At 42.2% G+C, this 20650-nt stretch carries 20 protein-coding genes and 1 pseudogene; 15 read left to right on the forward strand and 6 right to left on the reverse strand.

Annotated features, from left to right (window positions below):
* Positions 1–2 precede the first annotated feature (2 nt).
* From MsAc7_RS07970 to MsAc7_RS07995, 6 genes are all read left to right on the forward strand, one after another.
* Positions 3–191, forward strand: coding sequence for a 50S ribosomal protein L24e (locus MsAc7_RS07970; RefSeq protein WP_338102384.1), 189 nt, complete (start codon positions 3–5; stop codon positions 189–191).
* A 9-nt stretch (positions 192–200) separates the two neighbouring features.
* Positions 201–650, forward strand: a complete 450-nt coding sequence (ndk, locus tag MsAc7_RS07975) for a nucleoside-diphosphate kinase (RefSeq protein ID WP_338102385.1) — start codon at positions 201–203, stop codon at positions 648–650.
* Between the two features lie 295 nt (positions 651–945).
* Entirely contained in the window at positions 946–2001 is a 1056-nt protein-coding gene (locus MsAc7_RS07980) for a hypothetical protein (RefSeq protein ID WP_338102386.1), read from the forward strand.
* Between the two features lie 72 nt (positions 2002–2073).
* Positions 2074–2703 carry a hypothetical protein gene (locus MsAc7_RS07985; protein WP_338102387.1) on the forward strand — a complete coding sequence of 210 codons (630 nt, stop codon included), beginning with the start codon at positions 2074–2076 and terminating at the stop codon, positions 2701–2703.
* A gap of 200 nt (positions 2704–2903) precedes the next feature.
* Positions 2904–4688 carry a translation initiation factor IF-2 gene (gene infB / locus MsAc7_RS07990; RefSeq protein WP_338102388.1) on the forward strand — a complete coding sequence of 595 codons (1785 nt, stop codon included), beginning with the start codon at positions 2904–2906 and terminating at the stop codon, positions 4686–4688.
* A 280-nt stretch (positions 4689–4968) separates the two neighbouring features.
* Complete coding sequence (locus tag MsAc7_RS07995; RefSeq protein WP_338103484.1) at positions 4969–5376, forward strand: 30S ribosomal protein S6e; 408 nt, start codon at positions 4969–4971, stop codon at positions 5374–5376.
* A gap of 118 nt (positions 5377–5494) precedes the next feature.
* On the opposite strand, the gene MsAc7_RS08000 is transcribed toward MsAc7_RS07995, so the two are convergent.
* The 4 genes from MsAc7_RS08000 to MsAc7_RS08015 form a co-directional block, all read right to left on the reverse strand.
* Complete coding sequence (locus tag MsAc7_RS08000; RefSeq protein WP_338102389.1) at positions 5495–5920, reverse strand: hypothetical protein; 426 nt, start codon at positions 5918–5920, stop codon at positions 5495–5497.
* Positions 5921–5980: 60 nt separating this feature from the next.
* Positions 5981–6325: a hypothetical protein gene (locus MsAc7_RS08005; RefSeq protein ID WP_338102390.1), complete on the reverse strand. Its 345-nt coding sequence runs from the start codon at positions 6323–6325 to the stop codon at positions 5981–5983.
* 110 nt (positions 6326–6435) lie between these two features.
* Positions 6436–8181 (reverse strand): AMP-binding protein, encoded by a 1746-nt coding sequence (locus MsAc7_RS08010; RefSeq protein ID WP_338102391.1) that lies wholly within the window; start codon positions 8179–8181, stop codon positions 6436–6438.
* 190 nt (positions 8182–8371) lie between these two features.
* Positions 8372–8920 carry a helix-turn-helix domain-containing protein gene (locus MsAc7_RS08015; RefSeq protein ID WP_338102392.1) on the reverse strand — a complete coding sequence of 183 codons (549 nt, stop codon included), beginning with the start codon at positions 8918–8920 and terminating at the stop codon, positions 8372–8374.
* 328 nt (positions 8921–9248) lie between these two features.
* Here MsAc7_RS08015 and MsAc7_RS08020 point away from each other — a divergent pair, with 328 nt between their 5' ends.
* The 9 genes and pseudogenes from MsAc7_RS08020 (at position 9249) to MsAc7_RS08060 (ending at position 18446) form a co-directional block, all read left to right on the forward strand.
* Entirely contained in the window at positions 9249–9770 is a 522-nt protein-coding gene (locus tag MsAc7_RS08020) for a hypothetical protein (RefSeq protein ID WP_338102393.1), read from the forward strand.
* Between the two features lie 86 nt (positions 9771–9856).
* Complete coding sequence (locus MsAc7_RS08025; RefSeq protein ID WP_338102394.1) at positions 9857–10105, forward strand: hypothetical protein; 249 nt, start codon at positions 9857–9859, stop codon at positions 10103–10105.
* Positions 10106–10255: 150 nt separating this feature from the next.
* On the forward strand, positions 10256–11281 hold the full coding sequence (locus MsAc7_RS08030; protein ID WP_338102395.1) for a D-aminoacyl-tRNA deacylase: 1026 nt from the start codon (positions 10256–10258) through the stop codon (positions 11279–11281).
* A 198-nt stretch (positions 11282–11479) separates the two neighbouring features.
* A pseudogene (gene amrB / locus MsAc7_RS08035) lies at positions 11480–12358 on the forward strand (AmmeMemoRadiSam system protein B).
* 323 nt (positions 12359–12681) lie between these two features.
* Complete coding sequence (gene mvk / locus MsAc7_RS08040; RefSeq protein WP_338102396.1) at positions 12682–13632, forward strand: mevalonate kinase; 951 nt, start codon at positions 12682–12684, stop codon at positions 13630–13632.
* 83 nt (positions 13633–13715) lie between these two features.
* On the forward strand, positions 13716–14510 hold the full coding sequence (locus tag MsAc7_RS08045) for an isopentenyl phosphate kinase (protein WP_338102397.1): 795 nt from the start codon (positions 13716–13718) through the stop codon (positions 14508–14510).
* Between the two features lie 269 nt (positions 14511–14779).
* Positions 14780–15874, forward strand: coding sequence for a type 2 isopentenyl-diphosphate Delta-isomerase (gene fni / locus MsAc7_RS08050; RefSeq protein ID WP_338102398.1), 1095 nt, complete (start codon positions 14780–14782; stop codon positions 15872–15874).
* Between the two features lie 171 nt (positions 15875–16045).
* Positions 16046–17389, forward strand: a complete 1344-nt coding sequence (locus tag MsAc7_RS08055) for an RNase J family beta-CASP ribonuclease (RefSeq protein WP_338102399.1) — start codon at positions 16046–16048, stop codon at positions 17387–17389.
* Positions 17390–17480: 91 nt separating this feature from the next.
* Entirely contained in the window at positions 17481–18446 is a 966-nt protein-coding gene (locus MsAc7_RS08060) for a polyprenyl synthetase family protein (protein WP_338102400.1), read from the forward strand.
* Positions 18447–18593: 147 nt separating this feature from the next.
* Here the strand turns inward: MsAc7_RS08060 and MsAc7_RS08065 are convergent, their stop codons facing one another.
* The gene (locus tag MsAc7_RS08065; protein ID WP_338102401.1) at positions 18594–19031 is read right to left on the reverse strand and encodes a hypothetical protein; all 438 of its coding nucleotides are present in this window, start codon (positions 19029–19031) and stop codon (positions 18594–18596) included.
* A 550-nt stretch (positions 19032–19581) separates the two neighbouring features.
* On the reverse strand, positions 19582–20424 hold the full coding sequence (locus MsAc7_RS08070) for an RNA methyltransferase (protein WP_338102402.1): 843 nt from the start codon (positions 20422–20424) through the stop codon (positions 19582–19584).
* Positions 20425–20650 lie beyond the last annotated feature (226 nt).

Here is a 20650-nt window from a genome sequence, read left to right on the forward strand (position 1 = left end):
CAATGGATCAGAAAAAATGCAGTTTTTGCGGAAAAATGATCGAACTCGGAACCGGACGTCTTTATGTTAAGAAAGATGGAACCGCGTTTTACTTATGCTCCTCCAAGTGCCAAAGCAACTTGGACCTCGGACGTCTTCCGAGAAAAACCATTTGGACCGAAAAAGGACGCGCCGAACAAAAGAGAAAGTAAGGGATTGTCATGGAACGCACGTATGTCATGATTAAACCCGATGGCGTTGCCCGCGGACTCATGGGAGAAATTATTTCCCGGATTGAGAAAAAAGGACTGAAAATCGCCGCCATGAAGTTGGCCGTGATGGAAGAGTCCAAAGCCAAAGAGCACTACGCCGAACACGCCGCACGCCCGTTTTTCCCGGGACTTGTGTCGTTTATCACGTCCGCTCCGTCTTTGTCCCTCGTGGTCGAAGGCCGGGACTCGATTAAAATTATGCGGGCCATTAACGGCGCCACAAAGCCGGCCGAAGCCGCGCCCGGAACCATTCGCGGCGATTTCGCGATGGACACCGGCCGAAATATTGTTCACGCCTCCGATTCTTTGGAAGCGGCCGAACGTGAAATTAAAATCCACTTCGGAAACGACAAAATTTTGGAATACAAGCGCTCTGAGGACGCTTACTTGTACGAGTGATTTAACTCTGTCAAGTATAATTCCGACACAAAAGACTTAATTTTAAATATTCAGCCGGATTTTCCGGCTTCGTTTCTTTTTTTATTGTTGATTGATCAGCTTTGCTTTTTTAATTTTAGAATAATTCTAATAATTATTGTATATTTTTATTTTTTAAATGAACACTAATTCATTTAACTTAAATAAAATTGTTTTTTAGAATTTTGAATTATAAAATCATGCTATATAGATGAATTTAAATTCATTCCAATATATTCTTATATTCATCTTATCTTTCATTTCAATGAGGAATTGTATGAATCCAAAATCAAAAATGGTTCTTTTTCTTTGTTTTATAATTGTAATAGTTGCAGGGATTGCAATAGTTCCCTTTGTCCTTAATAAAACGGAAGATATCCGAAAACCAAATGATTTGAATTTAACTCATACAGAAATGCAAGAGATCTACGATCAAGAGCCGCCAATTAATCCCTCGTTTTTTGAAAAAAATATTCATGAAGACTCCACCCTTTATCATGCCGGTTTTGTTCCTGAATTAAACAGACAAGAAGCTTATGAATGGCGTGTTCAAATTCATACAGTTGCATCCAATGCTCGCGAAGATCCGTTTCTCAAAGAATATTTAGATATAAATGGTGGGCCCATTACATTTTTCAGCGATACTGCCTCCGGATATATGAATATTACAATCAGTTCATCTCAAAAAAGTAAATTGATGGAAAAAGACTTCAAAAAAATAAAACAAATCATTGAAAAATATGCTCTAAAAGAGGGAATAAAAAATATTCCAATAATAATCCATGAAGAACAGCCGGATAAGAATGAGGCATTATTCCGGTACATTCACAATGAAGTTGTTTTTCTGTCTCTGAATGAAGTTAAAATTTATGAAAAATGGAAGGAAAATCCAATTGATTTCAAGAACAAGTGCATTGATGAGAATGTTCTTTACGTTTCTAAAGACTTCAATTCAAAAACAGGCGACGAATTATATGAGTGGTGGAAAAATTCTTCCTATCATAGTGTTGGAGATTTATTCAATAATGAATTGAAAGAATATTCAAGGCAAAATAGCGGCCCTATCACGGGATATTCTCTCTCTTCTTTTGGATTTATAATTATATATGTAGATCTTGAAAAATCCAATGAGTTGTCGTCAAGGGATTTTAAAATAATTACAGATCACGTTGAAAAAACCATAATTGAAAATGGTCTTGAACCTTTAGCAATCATATTTTATTCTGAAAAATATGAACCTAGGGATATTTTTGATAACTTGGTTGGTTATTACATCATCACCGATGATGGTCATTTTGTAGATGATTCTGTTATTCATAAATATAAAAACTGAACACCAAAACCGACAAAAACATGGATTAACTTAAACAAATGATCGGAGCATTCAATAATAGAAGGAATCGGAATGAATCAAAAAACAAAGATCATGCTTTCATTTGTTTTTATAGTATTTGTTATTTTAAGTGTCATGATGATTCCTTCAATTATTCAAAAAAGATCCGACAATAATGTCGATTGCAATTGTTTTTATCGGTATATTCAAAACAATTATGTCTATTTGACAAAAGAAGAAGTTGAAATATATCAATGCTGGAAGAATGACCCTGAAGCATTTGGTCCTCATTCAAACAAGAATATTCTTGCGGTTTTTGGGAAACTTTCTCCCAAAACCGGTGAAGATTTATATCATTGGTGGACTTCGGCCCGCCTCGTGAATACGGGTTACGAATTGACTCATTATTCAAGAGAAAACGGTGGTCCGATTATCGGGGAAGAAGTTTCTTCTTTCGGATTTATGGTCATTTATGTTAATTCTGAAAAACAGGATAACTTAACGGCAGAAGATTTAGAACGGATTGTCCAAATTATTGAACAAAAGGCGGAAGAAAACGGTATTGAAAATCTCCCTGTTGTTTTTTATTCTAAAAAATGGGTTCCGCCCGAATCCGGCGGTGTCGGAGAAACGCTTCCCGAAATGTATATACTCGCCGAGAATGGTCAATTTTTAGATGATTCGATCATTTATAAATGTTGATTTGGGTCTTTTACATCTCTTTTTTGAAAACAAGTGTTCGATGAATCCATTCTAACCTATTCAATTCAATGATTTGAAAAAATACGTTCGACCGTGAGGAAACATATTTTTATAATGGAATTCATATGTGGTCATGTCGTATCATTTCATTTGTTTTTCATTATAATTTTAATTAGTTTTCATTTTGACGGGTGATTTTTATGAGCGAGAATGAGAAGAAGAATCTCAGAACACCGATTGTTTGTGTGATGGGACACGTCGATCACGGAAAAACGACGCTCCTTGACCAAATCAGAGGGACTGCGATTGTTAAGGGAGAAGCGGGCGCGATTACGCAGCATATCGGCGCGACCGAAGTTCCGATTGATGTGATTGTGGAGCGGTGCGGCGATAAACGCTTGCGCGACAAGTTTATTGTTCCGGGACTTTTGTTTATCGATACGCCGGGGCACCACGCATTTACGACATTGCGCAGCCGGGGCGGGTCACTTGCGGATTTAGCGGTCGTGGTCGTCGACATCAATGAAGGATTTAAGCCGCAGACGATTGAAAGTTTAAACATTTTGAAGCGGTTTAAAACACCGTTTATCGTCGTCACCAATAAAATCGATAAGCTTTACGGCTGGAAATCCCACAAAGGCGAATCGTTTTTATCGACTTATAAAAAACAAACGCCGGAAACGCAGGCTCTTTTTGAGACAAAATTCTACGAAGTTGTCGGTCGCCTTTATGAACAAGGGTTTAGCGCTGACCGTTTTGACCGGATTACGGATTTTCAAAAAACGCTCGGTGTTGTTCCGATCAGCGGTCTCACCGGTGAAGGTGTTTCAGACGTTCTCATGATCCTTTTGGGTCTGGCGCAGCGCTTCTTGGAATCGTCGCTGCACTATGATGTCAACGGTCCCGGAGTCGGTACGGTTCTTGAAGTTAAAGAGGAAAAGGGTCTTGGAATTACGATTGACGTGATTTTATACGACGGAACGCTCAAGAAGGGTGACACGATCGTTGTCGGCCGATTGGGCGAACCGATTGAAACCAAAATCCGGGCTCTTTTAAAACCGCGTGAACTCAGCGAAATCCGGTACGAAAGCAAATTTAAGCAAGTGCCGAAAGCCGTTGCCGCTTGCGGTGTTAAAATTTCGGCGCCGGGAATTGAAGAAGCGCTTGCGGGATCTCCCGTGATTCAGGCAACGACGGAAACCATTGAATCCGTTCTTGAAAAAGTCAAAAAAGAAATTGCGGACGTCCAAATCCAAACCGATTCGGACGGCGTGATGATTAAAGCCGATACGCTCGGCTCCCTGGAAGCGATGGTTCATGAATTCAGAAAGGCCGACATCAAAATCAGAAAAGCCGAAGTTGGCGACGTCTCAAAACGTGATATCATGGAAGCGTCGACGATCGGAGACCCGATGCACTCCGTCATTTTGGCGTTTAACGTCAAAACAACGCCGGACGCGCTTGAACTTTTAGACACGACGCCGGATGTCTGTGTTTTTACCAACGATGTGATTTACCGGATTTTGGATGATTACAAAGATTATGTAAAATCGCAGGAAGAAGAGTTAGAAAAGCTTCGGGCGGACACCCTTATCAAGCCGGGTCAATTTAAGATTTTGCCGGGCTGCGTCTTTCGGCAAAGCAAACCGGCTGTGGTCGGCGTCCGCATTTTGGGCGGCGTTGTCAAAAACAACACGGACGTGATGCTGCCGGACGGAACGGTGGTCGGAACCGTGAAAGGCATTGAAAATAACGGCAAAAAAATTCCAAAAGCAACGGTCGGTATGGAAGTGGCGATGGCGCTTGATGGTGTGACGGTCGGCCGCCAAATCAAAGAAGAAGATATTTTGTATGTTCACATTCCGGAGCATGATTCAAAAGTTCTTGAATTTGAAATTTTTGACACGCTTTCCAACGATGAAAAAGAAACGCTTGAAAAGTATTTGGCGATTCGCCGGAAAGATAAACCGTTTTGGGGAAAATAACGTTGTTATTTTTCCTCTTCTTTTTTAGGCGGGCGCCGATGCGCGCGTTATAGCGGTCATTTTTGCATGTTTCGTCCAAAACACGGGTGATTTTTTTCAATTTTCATTTAAATATGTCGTTCACGAATAAGATTTATAAACTATAACGGGATTTATGGTAGCCTTACACGATGACGGACTAAAAGCGACTCGAAAAAACGAAACGATTAAAGTTTAACGGCGGCGGCCTCACGCATCTGTTTATGTTATCTATATTTTTCAATTCATATTCAGGAGAATAATTATGGCAATTAAAATGGTCCTTGCTGACCCGAGAACAGGTAAATCGTACAAGATCGATTTTGACGCAACAAAAGAAAAAGCAATTGTCGGAAAGACAATCGGAACCGAAATGGACGCTCTTTTTGTCGGCCTTCCCGGCTACAAATTTAAAATCACCGGCGGATGCGACAAAAGCGGCTTCGTGATGCGTGCCGACCTTCCGGGACCGGCTAAACGAAAAATTTTGGATGCGACCGGTGTCGGATTTACACCAAAGATCAACGGTCAAAGAAGACGAAAATTCATCCGCGGCAACGAAGTTTCCTCCGACATAATTCAAGTCAATGCGAAATTGACCACATTCGGCGACGCAACCGTTGAAAAACTCCTTGGACTTGAGCCGGCTGAGGAAAAAGCGGAAGAGTAAATTCTACTCTTTTCTTTTCTCTTTTTGTTTTTATTCAACGTTTTTTGTTTTTCTTGTTCCATCTTTAATTTTTTTCATTTGTTGTTTTTGAATATCTGTCATTTTACTGACTGCTTTTTTAATGCAATCTTGTGTTCAAGTTCCGGAACGCATTTCTGATTTCGGGCGGACGATTGATTTTATAATCAAACGTCTTATTTCCGCTGAGAATGGATTTCGATAACTTTCCGGCAAAAACGATGACAGACATTAGAAATGTTGCCGGTGACCATTTTTCGTTAAATGCCCGGTACATATCAAGACCGGCCAAAATTGAAAATGAAATCAATACGGCAACCGTTACACTCAATTGCGGGTCAGCCGGACCGAAGACGGTAATTAAAACGACCGCTAAAATAACGGCAGCAAAATAACAGATTATGAAGACGACGGACAGGTAAATCGTCATGATGGCGACTGCAAGTAAAAATGTGTTAAAAACAGTGTTCGCTGCATTTTTCTCTATGCTTTCCTCCATCTCTCTTTTCATTATCATGTTCTCCATATTTTTATCATCTCCTCGCTATCTATATTTTTATCATTTTTTTGTTTGCTCTATTTCCTCTTAATTTAGTTTTTCAAATTCTTTTTTCATATCTTTGACAGATGAAAGCGCTGTGTAGTATACTGTAAATATGAATACAATTACAAGACCTGCATCGGATGATGTTCTTAACGCCAAACATAACAGAGAATTCTCTCGTCCGAAAAACATCATGATGGCTAAAATCATATAATCCATCGCTGCAATAATTGTAATAATCAGTCCGGATATCAATGCGGACAAAATCAGAAGGAAAAAACAAAACAAATTGAATTTGGCAGATGCCCACAGTGTTTGCAACATTTTTCCTCCGTGCACCGGAGCTGGAAAATTTTCAAAAAAAAGATTTGAAAACTCCATGGTCATAATCCGGCAACAATGGAGTTTGTTGTTTTTGCATTTAATACTTTTTAAATATGTTTGAATTATATCTTAAAAATTAAGATAATATCCAATAGGCTGTTATTGGCGAATGATCATTTTCTCTCTTTATCTTGCTCCCGGATTTCTACCCGCCGGATTTTTCCGCTGATGGTTTTTGGCAAGACATCCACGAATTCAATGACACGCGGATATTTGTAAGGCGCCGTTATTTTTTTGACATGCTCTTGAAGCTCTTTTTTAAGAGCGTCGGACGCTTTGTTCTTGTAATCTTTTGTGAGAACAATCGTCGCTTTTACGACTTGGCCGCGGACCGGGTCGGGAACGCCGGTAATGGCGCATTCCAAAACACCGGGGTGTTGAATGAGCGCGCTTTCAACTTCAAACGGACCGATTTTGTAGCCGGAACTTTTGATGATGTCATCGGTTCGTCCGACAAACCAGTAGTAGCCGTCTTCGTCTTTCCAAGCGGTGTCGCCGGTATGGTAAAATCCGTCGTGCCATGAATCTTTGGTTTTTTCATCGTCGTACTTGTAACCGGCGAAAAATCCGGGCGGCAGGTCGCTTGGCCTGGATTTGTCGGCATCTTTGTTGACTCGGATGACAATTTCGCCTTCTTCACCGACGTCGCATTCTCTGCCGTCAACATTGATGAGTACAACATCATAACCGGGAGCCGGCTTTCCCATGGATCCGGGTTTTGCGGAAATCCACGGGAAAGTGGCGATTGACGCGATAATTTCGGTTTGCCCGTATCCTTCCATGAGCGGAAGTCCGGTGTAGAGCAGGAATTTTTCATAAACTTCCGGATTTAAGGGTTCGCCCGCAACGGTACAGTATTGAAGTGTTCCGAAATTGTATTGGGAAAGGTCTTCTTTGATGAAGAATCGGTAGATGGTCGGCGGCGCGCAAAAGGTGGTGACGCCGTATTTGGACACTTTTTCGAGCATGTTTTTCGCGTCGAATTCATCGAAATCATAGACGAAAACGGCGGTTCCCCAAATCCATTGGCCGTAGATTTTTCCCCAGACGCATTTTGCCCAGCCGCTGTCGGCCATCGTGTAATGAAGGCCGTTGTTTCGAACGTTTTGCCAATAGCCGGCGGTGATGATGTGGCCGAGCGGGTACGCGTATTTGTGGGCGACCATTTTCGGAAATCCGGTGGTTCCGGAGGAAAAGTAGTAAAGCATGTCATCGTTGGCCGTCACTGCGTCTTTTCCCGCCGGACGGGAAAAGGCATCGGACGCTTCCGCCATTTCTTTATCGTAATCAATCCAGTCCACGGCACCGGCTGAACTTTTTCCGACAATGAATTTTTTGAATTTGGATAGGCCGGCTTCTTTGGCCGCTTCGTCAAAAATCAAGTCAAGCCCGCTTTCGGAAATGCTGACGATGGCGCAAGCCTTTGATTTTTCTAACCGGTGAATAATGTCCCTCTTTTTGAGCATATGCGTGGCGGGAACGGCAATCGCACCGATTTTGTGAAGCGCGACCAAACAAACCCAAAACTCATAGCGGCTTTTCAAGGTTAAGATGACGGCGCTCCCTTTCTTGACGCCGTGTTTTACGAAAAGGTTGGCGGCTTTGTCCGTCTCGCGCTTCAGGTCGGCAAATGAAAAGATTTTTTCCCCGCCCTGATCGTCGCACCAGACGATTGCGATTTTTTTCGGGTCGTTTGCGGCGTACCAATCGACGACATCGTACGCGAAGTTGAAATCATCCGGAATGTTGATTTTAAAATTGTCTCTGAAATCCTCGTAGGACTCAAATTTTGTTTTTTGGACAAAACGATGAACCAAGTTTCCGCCTTGGTCCGCGTCAGTTTCATGATTTGTACTCATAATATTCTCTCAAATGAAATGATAATCGGGATAATGAATTTTGATATTCTTTTGAACGGTCGAATGAAAAGCGTGTTGAAATTATTGAAACAAATAAACCAATAACGACAATCAATCTTGAAATTTAATTTTGCAGAACGAATTTAGGTTCTTGCAAAAGGATTTGGATGAATAGTTTAACGCTGCCTTTTCAGGCAATAATCGCCAGGAATTTTGCGGGCTTACCGTTTAAAGCCTTCATCGCGTGCGGATAGTTCGAGTCAAAGTAAATGGAATCGCCTTCTTCCAAAATGATTTCATTGTTGTGAATGTAAATTTTCAAGCTGCCTTCCAAAATGTAGTTAAACTCTTGTCCCGGATGGGAATGAAGCGACGGTTCGGTTTCTTTGGGTTCGGCCGTGACGATAAACGGTTCGATTTTTTTGTGAATAAATTTCTCCGCCAGATTTTGGTATTTGTATTGGCTGCGGCGCTCGACGTTCACGCCTTTTCCGGACCGTGTCACCGTAAACACATTCATCCGGGGCTCTTCGCCGGTCAGCAGAAGAGACATATCGACTTTGTAGAAATTGGCAATTTCAAGAAGTTCGCTGGCCGGAATGTCGGTTTTTGCGGTTTCGTATTTCAAATAAGTGTCAACGGATACTCCAATCGCCGCTGCGAGTTCTTCGGGAGACACGTCCGAAAGTTCGCGCAGTTCCCGAATGCGATTGGCAATTTCAACAATTTTTTCCTGCATTTAAATCACCGGATTCTTATCATTATAAAATTTTCAAAATAACGAAAATATACAGAAATATGAGTGTGCAGATACTCTAAATTCATATAAATATTTGCATTTATTCCGTTTACGCTTTGATTTTTACCCAAAAAAACAAATTTTAAAACAACGGACTTGTATAACTTAAGCATGAAGCGGTAGCAAAAATAATTTTTATTGTATTAATATTTTTTTTTAAAACTAAAAATATACTATTCATTTAAAATTATTCTCTTTTTATTTTAGTTGCAAGAAATATTTTATATCATTAATCTCATAAGTCTCAATAAAATTAAAAGGTGTTAAAATGACTCAGTATTACAAACCAACCTCGAAGAACAATATTATTTTACTCGTTGGAATTTCTACTTTATTTGTTTTTATGGTTCTATTGATGCCGCATATTAATTCTTACATTAACACGCATGAGCTACAATATGATCTGTTCGGCTTCATCTGGTCTTTTCTCATTTTATTGATGGCTTTTTTTGCCAGTTTCATTTATGGTTTGTTATCCAAAGATCAAATAAAATCCGCTCTTCTCGGGTTTGTTCTGTCAAGCGTTTACAGCATTGCAACATTTGCAACATTCGATGAAGTCGACCCTTTCATGCCTTGGGATTCAATCACGCGTTTTCTTCATTTCTGCGGCCCTTCTCTTCTAATGATTCTTCTCATTACTCTTTCCGGTTGGTTTGCCGCCAAAAATGAAGACGATAAAAAGAAAAGAAGAATCAATAATGCTGTTGCGTTGATCTGTGTTATTTTAGCTTTACTTTCCCGAATCATTTTTGCAATTCTCTTTTATTTGGCGGCTTCTTTTTCTTAATAAATAAATTGATTTCATACTTATAGTTACATTTTTATATTTTTTAATATATATGAACCATAATAAGTTAAAACGGAGGAATTCACTTGGAAATCACACCCAAAACCATGGGACAAGTCGTTGTTCTTGTTCTGATTATTTTATTTGCATTGCTGGCTGCGGATGAAATCTACGACTATTATAACGATGAGCGGGTTGGAGAAACTTGTGTTTCGTCGGGAAATGTCGGATCAAGCGTCCTTATCGATTTTAAGGAAACCGGCATTCCGATTGGTTTTGTTCCGGCAAATTCCGACTCCGGTCCGTTTGAAATTGGTTTTGTGCCGTTTTCATAAAATTTACTTTTTTCTTTTTCGTGATGATGATGGTGCTTTTGATTTTCTTGATCCGTAAAATCACTCGTCTCAAATCGTGGTTTTGAAAGGCGTTTTGGCAATTCTTTTTATATTTCATTTTCATCTTTTCTTATTTATCAGGTGAATTTTATGACAAATCAAAAAACTGTTGCCGTTATTTGTTCGCTTTCGGATGCGGCAAGTGTGAACATCAAAGACAATTTGCTCAAAATCGCAGACTGGAAACCGAAGGAATTGCCGACGGCCGAACGAATGAAGGAGGCTTTGTCGCTCTTTTTGCCGACGGCGCCGTCCGAAGATTCCATGCCGTCGGCGCACGAAATGACCGGAACAAACCTTTTGACCGGAATTTTTGAACTTCAAACATCCGACCTTCTTTTCCGGCTGATTTTTCTTGACGGCAAACACATTTTTCAAGATCGATTGGATCTGCGGTTGAAACATCTGAACATTCCGGCCGATCTGATTATTTTTGCGTCCAAACACCGAAGCAAAAGTGAAACGAGAGCTCTTACCGTGCACCCGACCGGAAACGCAGGAGAATCGGCGCTGGGCGGATATCCAAAGGCTTTGTCCATTCCGATGCCGCTTGAAATGAAAAAAATGATTCTTGCTCTGAACGATTTGAATCAGCGCCTTGGTCTCTTATTTGATGTGACGATGGAAGTTACTCATCACGGGCCGACGGAACTTCTTGTCCCGTCTATGTTTGCAGAAATCGGAAGCACGGAAAACGAATGGGGAATTCCGTTGGCCGGCGAAATTGTCGCCAAATCCATTTTATCGCTATCTTCCGATTTTGATTTTGTTCCAATGAACGACTTTTCTCCATTGCTTTCCGATCCCGTTTTTGCGGTCGGGTTTGGCGGGGGGCATTATGCACAGCGTCCGACAAAATATTTATTCCGGACGCGTCTGGCTTTCGGCCACATTTTTCCGAAGCATCAGTTGGAATTTTTGACGGAACCGGTTGTCAAAGACGCGTTTTTGAAAACCGGCGCAAATGTTGCTTTCTTTGACAAAAAATCCATGAAAGGCGATGACCGGAGGCGTCTTTTTGACATGATTTCCGCGATGGGATTTCAGGTTTTAAACGATAAAGAAGCATTGGCAGAGTTCGGATTGGATGAGTTTAAAGAAGAGCCGGATGAATAAACCGGACCGGTTTGAAAAAGGACGGAGAATAAACTATTTATAAAACTCTTTCAATTATATATATATTGTATTATTTATGTCATTATTAAAAAAATATTTGAATATTATTTAATAAATAATACAATGTTGTTTGTTGAATAGACAGCAGATGTTTAAAAAATTGATCCAATTTATAAAAAACCATTCGGAGGAATTGATTTGACACTCAGAAAGCCGACCGTTTCCGGTCTTTTTTATGACGCAAACCCCAACGGGCTCACCAAAGAAGTTGACGCCGCCCTTGCTGCCGCTCAAAAAGAAGTGACTTCGTCCGACAAAACATTCGGCGCCATCAGCCCGCATGCCGGCTACATCTTTTCCGGGAAAGTCTCGGCGCTCGCTATTGAATCCTTGTAGGACGCCGACACTTACATCATTCTTGGTCCCAACCACACAGGACTCGGACACCCGCTTTCTCTTTCCACCGCTTCTTGGCAAACACCGCTCGGAACCGTTGAATCAGATGAATTCTTGGCCTCCTATTTCGAAGGAACCGATATCGTCAAAGACGAATCCGCCCACACGCACGAACACTCCATTGAAGTCATTTTACCGTTTTTGCAACGCAAAATGAAAGGTCGCAAGTTCAAAATTTTATCCATTTGCATGGGCGACCAAAGCAAGGAAGCTGCTACTCTTGTCGCTTCCATTATTTCCAACATTCTCATCAAAGACGTTACCATTCAAAAGAAAGGCTACTCTGAAAAATTAAGACTCGCCGTGATCGCCTCCAGCGATTTCTCACATTATGTCTCGCCGGAAAAAGCGAAATCAGCCGACCAAAAAGTTATTCAAAAAATTGAAGACATGGATGTTGATGGTTTTTATGAAACTCTCAAACGAGAGGATGCGTCGCTTTGCGGTTACGGTCCGATTGCCACACTGATGATGGTTTCAAAAACCGTTTTGGCAACGCCCAAATTCTTGAAATACACAACCAGCAACGACGAAACGGAATCCCGGACAAATGTTGTCGGATACGCCGCATTCAGTTTTATTTTAAACGATAAAAACAACTGCAATTGCAGCTGTGATTAAAAATTAAAAAGCAAGTTCAGACTTTCTTTTTCATTTTTCATTTTTCTTTTTCATTTTTCTTTTTCAATTTTCAATTCATTTTTCTTTTCATTTTTCTTTTCATTTTTCATTTTTCAAATTTCAATTTTTTCTTCTTCATTTTTGATTTCGGCGGCGTCAGCATGTTATCATAATCTTGTTAAAAACCTCCGAAAAAAACCATCCATGTTCTCTTCATTTTTTAATCATGGGAATGGATTTATAAATTAAGTTTGCAATTTCTATTCAATATTTAGCTTATTCGTTATTAAGTTGACAATTCTTACAATTATCATGGTGTTTCAATGATTACGTGTTCGGCTCCCGGAAAGATCTTTTTGTTTGGAGAGCATGCGGTGGTTTATGGGAAAACGGCGATTGCCTGCGCGATTGACATTCGGGCGCATGTCACGGTGGAAGAAGTTCATGTCCCCGCGGTTCAAATGAAAGGGCCGGGCGGCAACGTTGATCTCAACCAACGCAAACACCCGTACATTTACGCCGCTGTCGAAAAGTTCCGAAATTTGGCGGACTTGCCGCCCGAAAACCCAACTTCGGCGTCCGGCTCCGGTATTTGCATCGACATCCATTCTGAAATTCCGGTCGGCTCCGGCCTCGGATCGTCGTCTGCCGTCACGATTGCAACCCTCAAATCTCTGGATGTTTTTTACGGCACCCATCTGTCGCCGGATGAAATCGCGCGCTTCGGGCATCAAGTTGAAGAAGAAGTCCAAGGACGCGCCAGCCCGACCGACACGTTCGTCTCCACTTTCGGCGGTCTTGTCCGCATTCCGGACCGCGTCAAATTGGATTTTTTTGACGCGCCGATTGTGATTGGAAACACACGCAAATTCTCTTCCACTCGAAAGTTAGTCTCAAACGTCGCTTCTTTAAAAGAACGCCATCCGCAAGTGATCAATCAAATTATGGATACCATCGGAACCATTGCCGAAACCGGCGTCAAATACGTTACCGCCAATGATTTTACAACCGTCGGTGAACTCATGAACATCAACCAAGGACTTTTGGATTCCATCGGTGTCGGCTCTTTCGAACTGTCTGAACTCGTCTACGCTTCCCGAAAAGCGGGCGCTCTCGGGTCAAAAATAACAGGTGCCGGCGGCGGCGGCTGCATGATTGCGCTGTGCGAACATAAAAATTTATCGCGGGTGGCGCATTCTATCAAACGGGCCGGCGGCGATTCTTTTATTTGCCGGACTTCTAATTCGGGTGTCCGTGTGGAAAAGGAAAAATAAGATTTTCAAAATAAGATTGTCAGATTGACCTTCATTTTTTTATCAATTTCGGAATTATTTTTATCATTTTCAGGATTGTTTTTATGACGCAAACATTCAAAAAATCAAATGCTGATGCCGGCATTACGGTTTTAAAAATCGGCGGAAGCGCCGTGACGGACAAAAACGCCAAAGCGGGGTTGGCCAAAGAAGAGGAAATGCGCCGGATTTTTAAGGAAATCGCAACCTTTTCGGGAAAATTGGTGATTGTCCACGGCGCGGGTTCGTACGGCCATACGTATGCGAAAGAATACGGGCTTGACAAAGGCTTTCACAAAGAAGGTTTTTTAATCACGCACGACTCTGTCCGCCTTCTCAACGATATGATTGTCAAAGGACTTCGGGCAGAAAGCATCCCGGCTGTTCCGCTTCAACCGCTTGCCTTTTCCGTATGCGCGGACGGACGGATTCAATCGATGTTTGTCGAGCAAATTGAGTTGATGTTAGACCACGGGCTCGTGCCGGTGCTCCATGGCGATGTTTGCATGGATACCGTTCGCGGATCCTGTATCCTTTCGGGGGACCAATCTTTGCCGTATGTGGCGGCGGCGCTTTCGGCCAAAAGGGTCGGCCTCGGGTCGGCGGCAGACGGTGTTTTGGATTCAAACGGGCAAGTCATTCCTCAAATTACGCCCCAAACGTTCGAATCGGTCAAAAAGCATATTGGCGGCTCGGCCGGGACTGACGTGACCGGCGGAATGCTGGGCAAAGTCTCTGAAATTTTGGAACTGGCCGAACGAACCGGGATTGAATCCTGTATTTTTAACGCGAACACGCCCGGAAACGTGGCGGATTACTTAAACGGAAAGACAATCGGGACGCGGATTTCTCGGAACTGACTTTTTCTTAAAAGCATAACCGTCGAAATGAATTTTTCACAAAATTATTTGTCCGTGACTCAATTAAAATGGTTTTGAGGCGCAGCAAAAAATGAATTATTTATATACTATTACCGAGTAGGTTAAATAAAAATTCGCTGCGAATCTGAGTTTGCATTTCGGTTTTCTTTTTCAGTGAATCGAATTGTTGCGATTGACCCGGAGTTTTTTCCGGTTCTGTTTTTACATTATTTTTATCCTTTTTATTCAACACAAGCGGGCCATCAAAAATGGAATATGAAACATCAAGACGGAAAATGGAGCACCTTGAGCTTTGCGCACACAGCCATGTCGAGTCTCGAAAAGTCAGCGCCGGTTTTGAAGATGTCATGCTGATTCATCGGGCGCTTCCGGAAATCTCCATGAATGATATTGATATGTCCGTTGATTTTTTCGGGAAAACGCTTTCTTTTCCCTTTTTGATTGCGTCGATTACCGGCGGACACCCGGAAACAGCGCCCGTCAACGCGGCGATGGCCGAAGCCGCCGAGAAAATCGGAATTGGAATCGGGGTTGGTAGCCAGCGGGCGGCCATTGATGACAAAACTCAAGTTTCCTCTTTTAAAGTTGTCCGCGAGAAAGCGCCGACCGCTTTTGTTTACGCCAACATCGGCGCGGCCCAGCTTTTGGAATACAGTTTATCTAAAATCGAAAGCGCGGTTGAGATGATTGACGCGGACGCGATTGCGGTTCACCTTAATTTCCTTCAGGAAGCGATTCAGCCGGAAGGCGACCGAAACGCAAAAGGTTGCCTTGAGAAAATTGAAGAGCTCTGTTCGGTTTCATCCGTCCCTGTTTTTGCTAAAGAGACCGGCGCCGGCATTTCCCGGGAAGACGCCTTGATGCTCAAAAAAGCCGGCGTGAGCGCGATAGATGTTGGCGGTGTCGGCGGAACCAGTTGGGCAGGCGTTGAAGTTTACCGGGCCCGGCAAACAGCGGACACGCTTGGTGAATATTTGGGCGAGCTTTTTTGGGATTTCGGAATCCCGACCGTGTCAAGCATTGTGGAATGTAAAGTGTCGGTGCCGGTGATCGCAACGGGCGGCATCCGGACCGGAATTGATGTCGCTAAATCGATTGCGCTTGGGGCGACGGTTGGAAGCGCGGCGCTTCCATTTGTCGGCGCGGCCTTAGAGGGACCAAACGCTGTTTTGAATAAATTGGAACTCATCCGTCAGGAACTCAAAGCCGCCATGTTTTTGACCGGCTGTGACACCGTTGCGGATTTGTCCCGAACCAATATCGCCATTACCGGGCGCACTTACGAGTATTTGAACCAGCGCGGATTTAATGTCCGTGACTACGCGAACAAAGAGATGCTTTAAATCCTAAAGGTGTGTTTACAACCAAAATATTTCATATTCATCACATCATCTTTAACAAAAATAACAAAACTAAAAAACGGGAATTTAAATTAGAAATAATCATAATTAAAAAATAAAAAACCAACAAATAAAAAAATAAAACACAATTGTGTATTTTTGAGGAAAATAAAAATGGAAGAAATAGGTATTGTCGCCGTTGGCGGCTATAATGAAATGGGCCGTAACATGACGGCCGTTGTCGTCGGTGACGAAATTGTTATTTTAGATATGGGTATCCGTCTTGACCGGGTTCAGATCCACGAAGACGCGGAAATCGACCGCATGCACTCTCTTGAATTGATCGACATGGGCGCGATTCCGGATGACACCATTATGCGCGACATTAACGGAACGGTAAAAGCCATCGTTTGTACGCACGGGCATTTGGACCACATCGGCGCGATTCCGAAATTGGCGCACCGCTACAACGCGCCGATTATCTCAACGCCTTACACAACGGCGCTCATCCGCGGACAGATTGAGGAAGAGAAGAAATTCAAAGTGAACAACCCGCTGGTGGCGCTTAAAGCCGGTGATTCGTATGAAATCACCGATTCGATTACGGTTGAATTTATTCCGATTCCGCACAGCATTGTGGACAGTGTGATTGCTGTTCTTCATACGCCGTACGGTTCCGTGATGTACGCCTGCGACTTTAAACTGGATCGCGCGCCGACAATTGGGGATTCTCCCAACTTCAGCGCCTTAAAACGGCTCGGCCGAAAAGGCGTTTTGGCCATGATCACCGAAACAACAAACAGCAGCCGGTCCGGAAAGACGCCGTCGGAAACCATCGCCAAAGAAATGCTCCGCGACGTTTTGCTCGGAACGGAAGAATCGCATGTCGGCATGATTGTTTCGACTTTTGCGTCTCACATCGCCCGCTTGAACGCGATTATTGAAATCGCGGAAGAAATGGGCCGGATTCCGGTTTTCATGGGCCGTTCCATGGAAAAGTATCTTTTGGCCGCTCACGATTTAGGATTTATCAATTTGCCGAAAAACGTGGAAATCTACGGGCAGAGAAAAGATATCGATAAGGCGCTTAAAAAAATCATGACGGAAGGCAAGGAAAAATATTTGCCGGTCGTGACCGGACACCAGGGTGAACCCGGATCTATTTTGGTTCGGATCTCGAATGGAGAAACGCCTTTCCAAGTGGAATCCGGCGACCGGGTCATTTTCTCGGCAAACATTATCCCAAGTCCCATGACGCGCGCCAACCGCTACGCGCTTGAAACCAAACTGAGAATGCGCGGCGCAAGAATTTACGATGATGTTCACGTATCGGGACACGCTTACCGCGAAGACCACTGGGAACTTCTCCGGATGGTTCAGCCGGTTCACGTCATTCCGGCCCACGGCGATTTGGCGATGCACAGCGCTTACATCGAAATGGCGGAAGATGCCGGATACGTTCTCGGCGAAACGGTTCACTTGCTCCGAAATGGAGAAATTTTATACATTGAGCCCTAAGCTCAATGTTTTTTCATTTTTATTGTTTTGATTCTTCATTTTTTGAGAATCCTTAAAAAAGACAATTCTCGGATTTATCGGATGTTTTACCATGACGGTTATTGATGAAATAAAAAACAGGTCTGTTCCGGTGGACAACGCCATTGACACGCTTCTTCCGGTCAAAAATCCGCCCGGTCTTTATGAAGCGTCCCGCCATATTGTCAAAGCCGGCGGCAAACGCCTTCGTCCGGCTGTTTTGCTTGCGGCGAACGAAGCCGTTGGCGGAAATCCCGACAAAGCCGTTTCTGCGGCGGTGGCGGTTGAGCTCATGCACACGTTTACCCTTGTTCACGACGATATTATGGATAATGATCCGGTGCGCCGCGGACTTCCGGCCGTTCACACCATCTGGGGAGAAGCCGGCGGTATTCTGGCGGGGGACACGCTTTATTCCAAAGCGGTTGAAATCATTACAGAATCGGACGCCGAACCGAAGCAGCTTTTAAAGGCTGCCAATATTTTGGTGAAAACCTGTGTGGAAGTTTGCGAAGGCCAATGGCTTGACATTGATTTTGAAAACCGCGATTCGGTTTTTAAGGAAGAATACTTGGAAATGATTGAGAAAAAAACAGCGGTTCTTTTCGGCGCCGCCGCTCAAATCGGCGCGGTTCTCGGGTGCGCGGATGAAAAAACCGGACAAGCGCTTTATGATTTCGGGCGCTTAACCGGATTGGGTTTTCAAATCTATGACGATGTTTTAGACTTGACGACGCCGTCTGAGATTCTTGGAAAACGGCAAGGAAGCGACATTGTTGAGGGAAAACGCACGCTTTTGATGATTCACGCGCTGGAACACGGCGCAAAACCGAAGGCTTTTGGAAAAGGCGACGCGACGCCGGAAGAAATTCAGGAAGCGATTGATGTTTTGACCAAGTCCGGTTCTTTGGACTACGTGAAAAATCTGGCGGTTTCTTATGTTGAAGAAGGCAAATCTAAATTAGATATTCTGCCCGACAGTAATGCCAAAAAAGTGCTGCTCGACATCGCCGATTATATGCTTTACCGGAATTTCTAAAGATTTTTCCGGCAATTGATTGGTTTAAAATTTTATTGAAAATAGTCAATTTGAAGTCTGACCTCTTCAAATTGAATTATTTATATTTTTATGATTTTTCCGGTTTCGTTTTGGTTTTTTCGTTTTTATGATGTTTTTTTCGTTCTTTTACGACTTGTTATTGTTTTTGTACATTTTTTCGATGATTTCCCGAATACTTTTTTCCAACTCCTTTTCCGAAATCAAAACCATTTTTTCCGTTTTTGATTTGACGGATAGCTGCAGGGTGTTGTCGCGCAGCTTCCGGGTGGTGGTGTAGCTTTCAATATAATCGACGATGGCGATTCGGATGATAAAAGATTGGTTTTTTTCCAAAACTTGAGACAAAAATCTCAACTCTTTTATTAGATACCGGTTTAGTGAGACAGATATTTGTTTTTTGGGAGAACGGTCTTCTTTTGACGCGGCTAAAATCATTTTGTATTCGAAATCCGGGTTATTTTCATAAACAGCGATTTTTCCGAAAAAGGAACACAAAGATGTAAAGACGATATCTGAGATTGACGCAAAGTCTTCCGTTTCCACCAACTGGTTCACTTTTGCCAATAAATCTTCGCTGATTGATATTGAAACCGGCGTTTTTTTATTATTTATTTTCTCATTTTCCATCAGACAAAATCAACTCTTTTTAATTGTTTAAATGATATTAACTCTAATATTTGTCGTTTTTTATATTTGATCTGTCCAACCGCTGCAACTAATAACTTTTTTATATTTTTCCAAAAATTAAACATTTCAGGGTGTACTCAAAAACTTATCAATTTGCTTATTGTTGGTTTGTTTTTGTGTCATCCTTTCTTGTTTTGGCCCAACCGTTTTGTGTTGATTTGTCAAAAATTATATTTCAATGTATGATTCGTATTTATCATTCTTAATATAATTTTATCAACGTTATTTTCTAATTGTAATTTTTACTATTTAGGTCTTTTTCTCTGCTCATAAAATATTTTGGTTAACAATAGTTCTTTATACTATTTTTTCCAATAGGAATTTGTGGTGGGATAAAAACAAAAAGACTGTTTGTACGGTTGTCATCCGCCTTTTAAAAGGATTCAGATGGTCGATATTCCTCTCCCGCCACGCATTTTATATCATTTCAGAATGTAAATTCTTCTTTTTCAAATTGATTTTCAATTTCAATTTTTATCTTTTCGATGTTTTCGCCTTTTCCTTTTTTGGCATGGTATTGAATCACCCGGAATATGCCGCGAAGGGTTTGCGCTTCACACAGTGTCAGGTCGGCGCGCCCGAAAATGCGCCGCATCATGAGTTCCATTTTGTCTTGTTTGTGCGGGGTGAATTCGATGTCTTTTAAAACATCAGCGAAATGATTGCAAAGTGCCTCAAAACTGTCAAAATCGGTGGTTTTTACGGTTCCCATCATTTTCAAATCCGAAAGCTCATAGAGCATGATGCCGACTGCATGCGATAAATTCATCACCGGATAAATATGCGATGTCGGAATGGTGGCAATCATCATGCAGCCGGAAAGTTCTTCGTTTGTGAATCCCGTATCTTCCCGGCCGAATAAAATGGCGAATTTTGTCTCCGGATGATAGTCGCTCATTCTTTTTTTCAGCATCTGCGGCGAATAAGCCGGCGTTCGAATATGATCGCACTTCTTAAATGCGCGTGAGCCGGTTGTTCCGATCACAACGTCACAACCCAAAATCGCTTCTTCAATTGTTTTGCAAATCTTTGCGTTTTGAAGAACATCGATTGCGTGCGAAGACATAGCGCGCGCTTCGCCTTCCAGCGGGCAGGGGTTTACCAAATAAAGCTCTAAAAATCCGAAATTTTTCATGACGCGGCAAACTGATCCAACATTTCCCTGATAGAGCGGCTCCACCAGAACGACACGAATACGCGGAAGAGATAATTCTTCATTTTTCTCTTCTTTATTTTTGGTTCCCTCTTTATTTTCACATATGTTTGTCATGGATGACAAAAAACGCACGATGATATTTTATTTTTGTGTTGGTGTATGTTGTTAAATTCAATTTTTTGTTTTTAATTCGGGTTTTAACTCTTAAATTTAATTTTGAAATAATTATACAACATTATTTTTTCATCTTTTCTTGAAACAGTCAACACTGTCATTGCCATTGATTCTTAAATATTCATCCTTATTTATATTTAATTATTTCTTTATTATTATTTATTTC

It is taken from the genome of Methanolapillus millepedarum (genome assembly GCF_032594115.1).
Classification (GTDB): Archaea; Halobacteriota; Methanosarcinia; order Methanosarcinales; family Methanosarcinaceae; genus Methanolapillus; species Methanolapillus millepedarum.

Bases quoted from the DNA above. Each gene is read 5' to 3' on its own strand.
- MsAc7_RS07970 (WP_338102384.1), top strand. From the start codon at position 3: ATGGATCAGAAAAAATGCAGTTTTTGCGGAAAAATGATCGAACTCGGA.
- ndk (WP_338102385.1), top strand. From the start codon at position 201: ATGGAACGCACGTATGTCATGATTAAACCCGATGGCGTTGCCCGCGGA.
- MsAc7_RS07980 (WP_338102386.1), top strand. From the start codon at position 946: ATGAATCCAAAATCAAAAATGGTTCTTTTTCTTTGTTTTATAATTGTA.
- MsAc7_RS07985 (WP_338102387.1), top strand. From the start codon at position 2,074: ATGAATCAAAAAACAAAGATCATGCTTTCATTTGTTTTTATAGTATTT.
- infB (WP_338102388.1), top strand. From the start codon at position 2,904: ATGAGCGAGAATGAGAAGAAGAATCTCAGAACACCGATTGTTTGTGTG.
- MsAc7_RS08000 (WP_338102389.1), bottom strand. From the start codon at position 5,920: ATGGAGAACATGATAATGAAAAGAGAGATGGAGGAAAGCATAGAGAAA.
- MsAc7_RS08005 (WP_338102390.1), bottom strand. From the start codon at position 6,325: ATGACCATGGAGTTTTCAAATCTTTTTTTTGAAAATTTTCCAGCTCCG.
- MsAc7_RS08010 (WP_338102391.1), bottom strand. From the start codon at position 8,181: ATGAGTACAAATCATGAAACTGACGCGGACCAAGGCGGAAACTTGGTT.
- MsAc7_RS08015 (WP_338102392.1), bottom strand. From the start codon at position 8,920: ATGCAGGAAAAAATTGTTGAAATTGCCAATCGCATTCGGGAACTGCGC.
- MsAc7_RS08020 (WP_338102393.1), top strand. From the start codon at position 9,249: ATGACTCAGTATTACAAACCAACCTCGAAGAACAATATTATTTTACTC.
- MsAc7_RS08030 (WP_338102395.1), top strand. From the start codon at position 10,256: ATGACAAATCAAAAAACTGTTGCCGTTATTTGTTCGCTTTCGGATGCG.
- mvk (WP_338102396.1), top strand. From the start codon at position 12,682: ATGATTACGTGTTCGGCTCCCGGAAAGATCTTTTTGTTTGGAGAGCAT.
- MsAc7_RS08045 (WP_338102397.1), top strand. From the start codon at position 13,716: ATGACGCAAACATTCAAAAAATCAAATGCTGATGCCGGCATTACGGTT.
- fni (WP_338102398.1), top strand. From the start codon at position 14,780: ATGGAATATGAAACATCAAGACGGAAAATGGAGCACCTTGAGCTTTGC.
- MsAc7_RS08055 (WP_338102399.1), top strand. From the start codon at position 16,046: ATGGAAGAAATAGGTATTGTCGCCGTTGGCGGCTATAATGAAATGGGC.
- MsAc7_RS08060 (WP_338102400.1), top strand. From the start codon at position 17,481: ATGACGGTTATTGATGAAATAAAAAACAGGTCTGTTCCGGTGGACAAC.
- MsAc7_RS08070 (WP_338102402.1), bottom strand. From the start codon at position 20,424: ATGACAAACATATGTGAAAATAAAGAGGGAACCAAAAATAAAGAAGAG.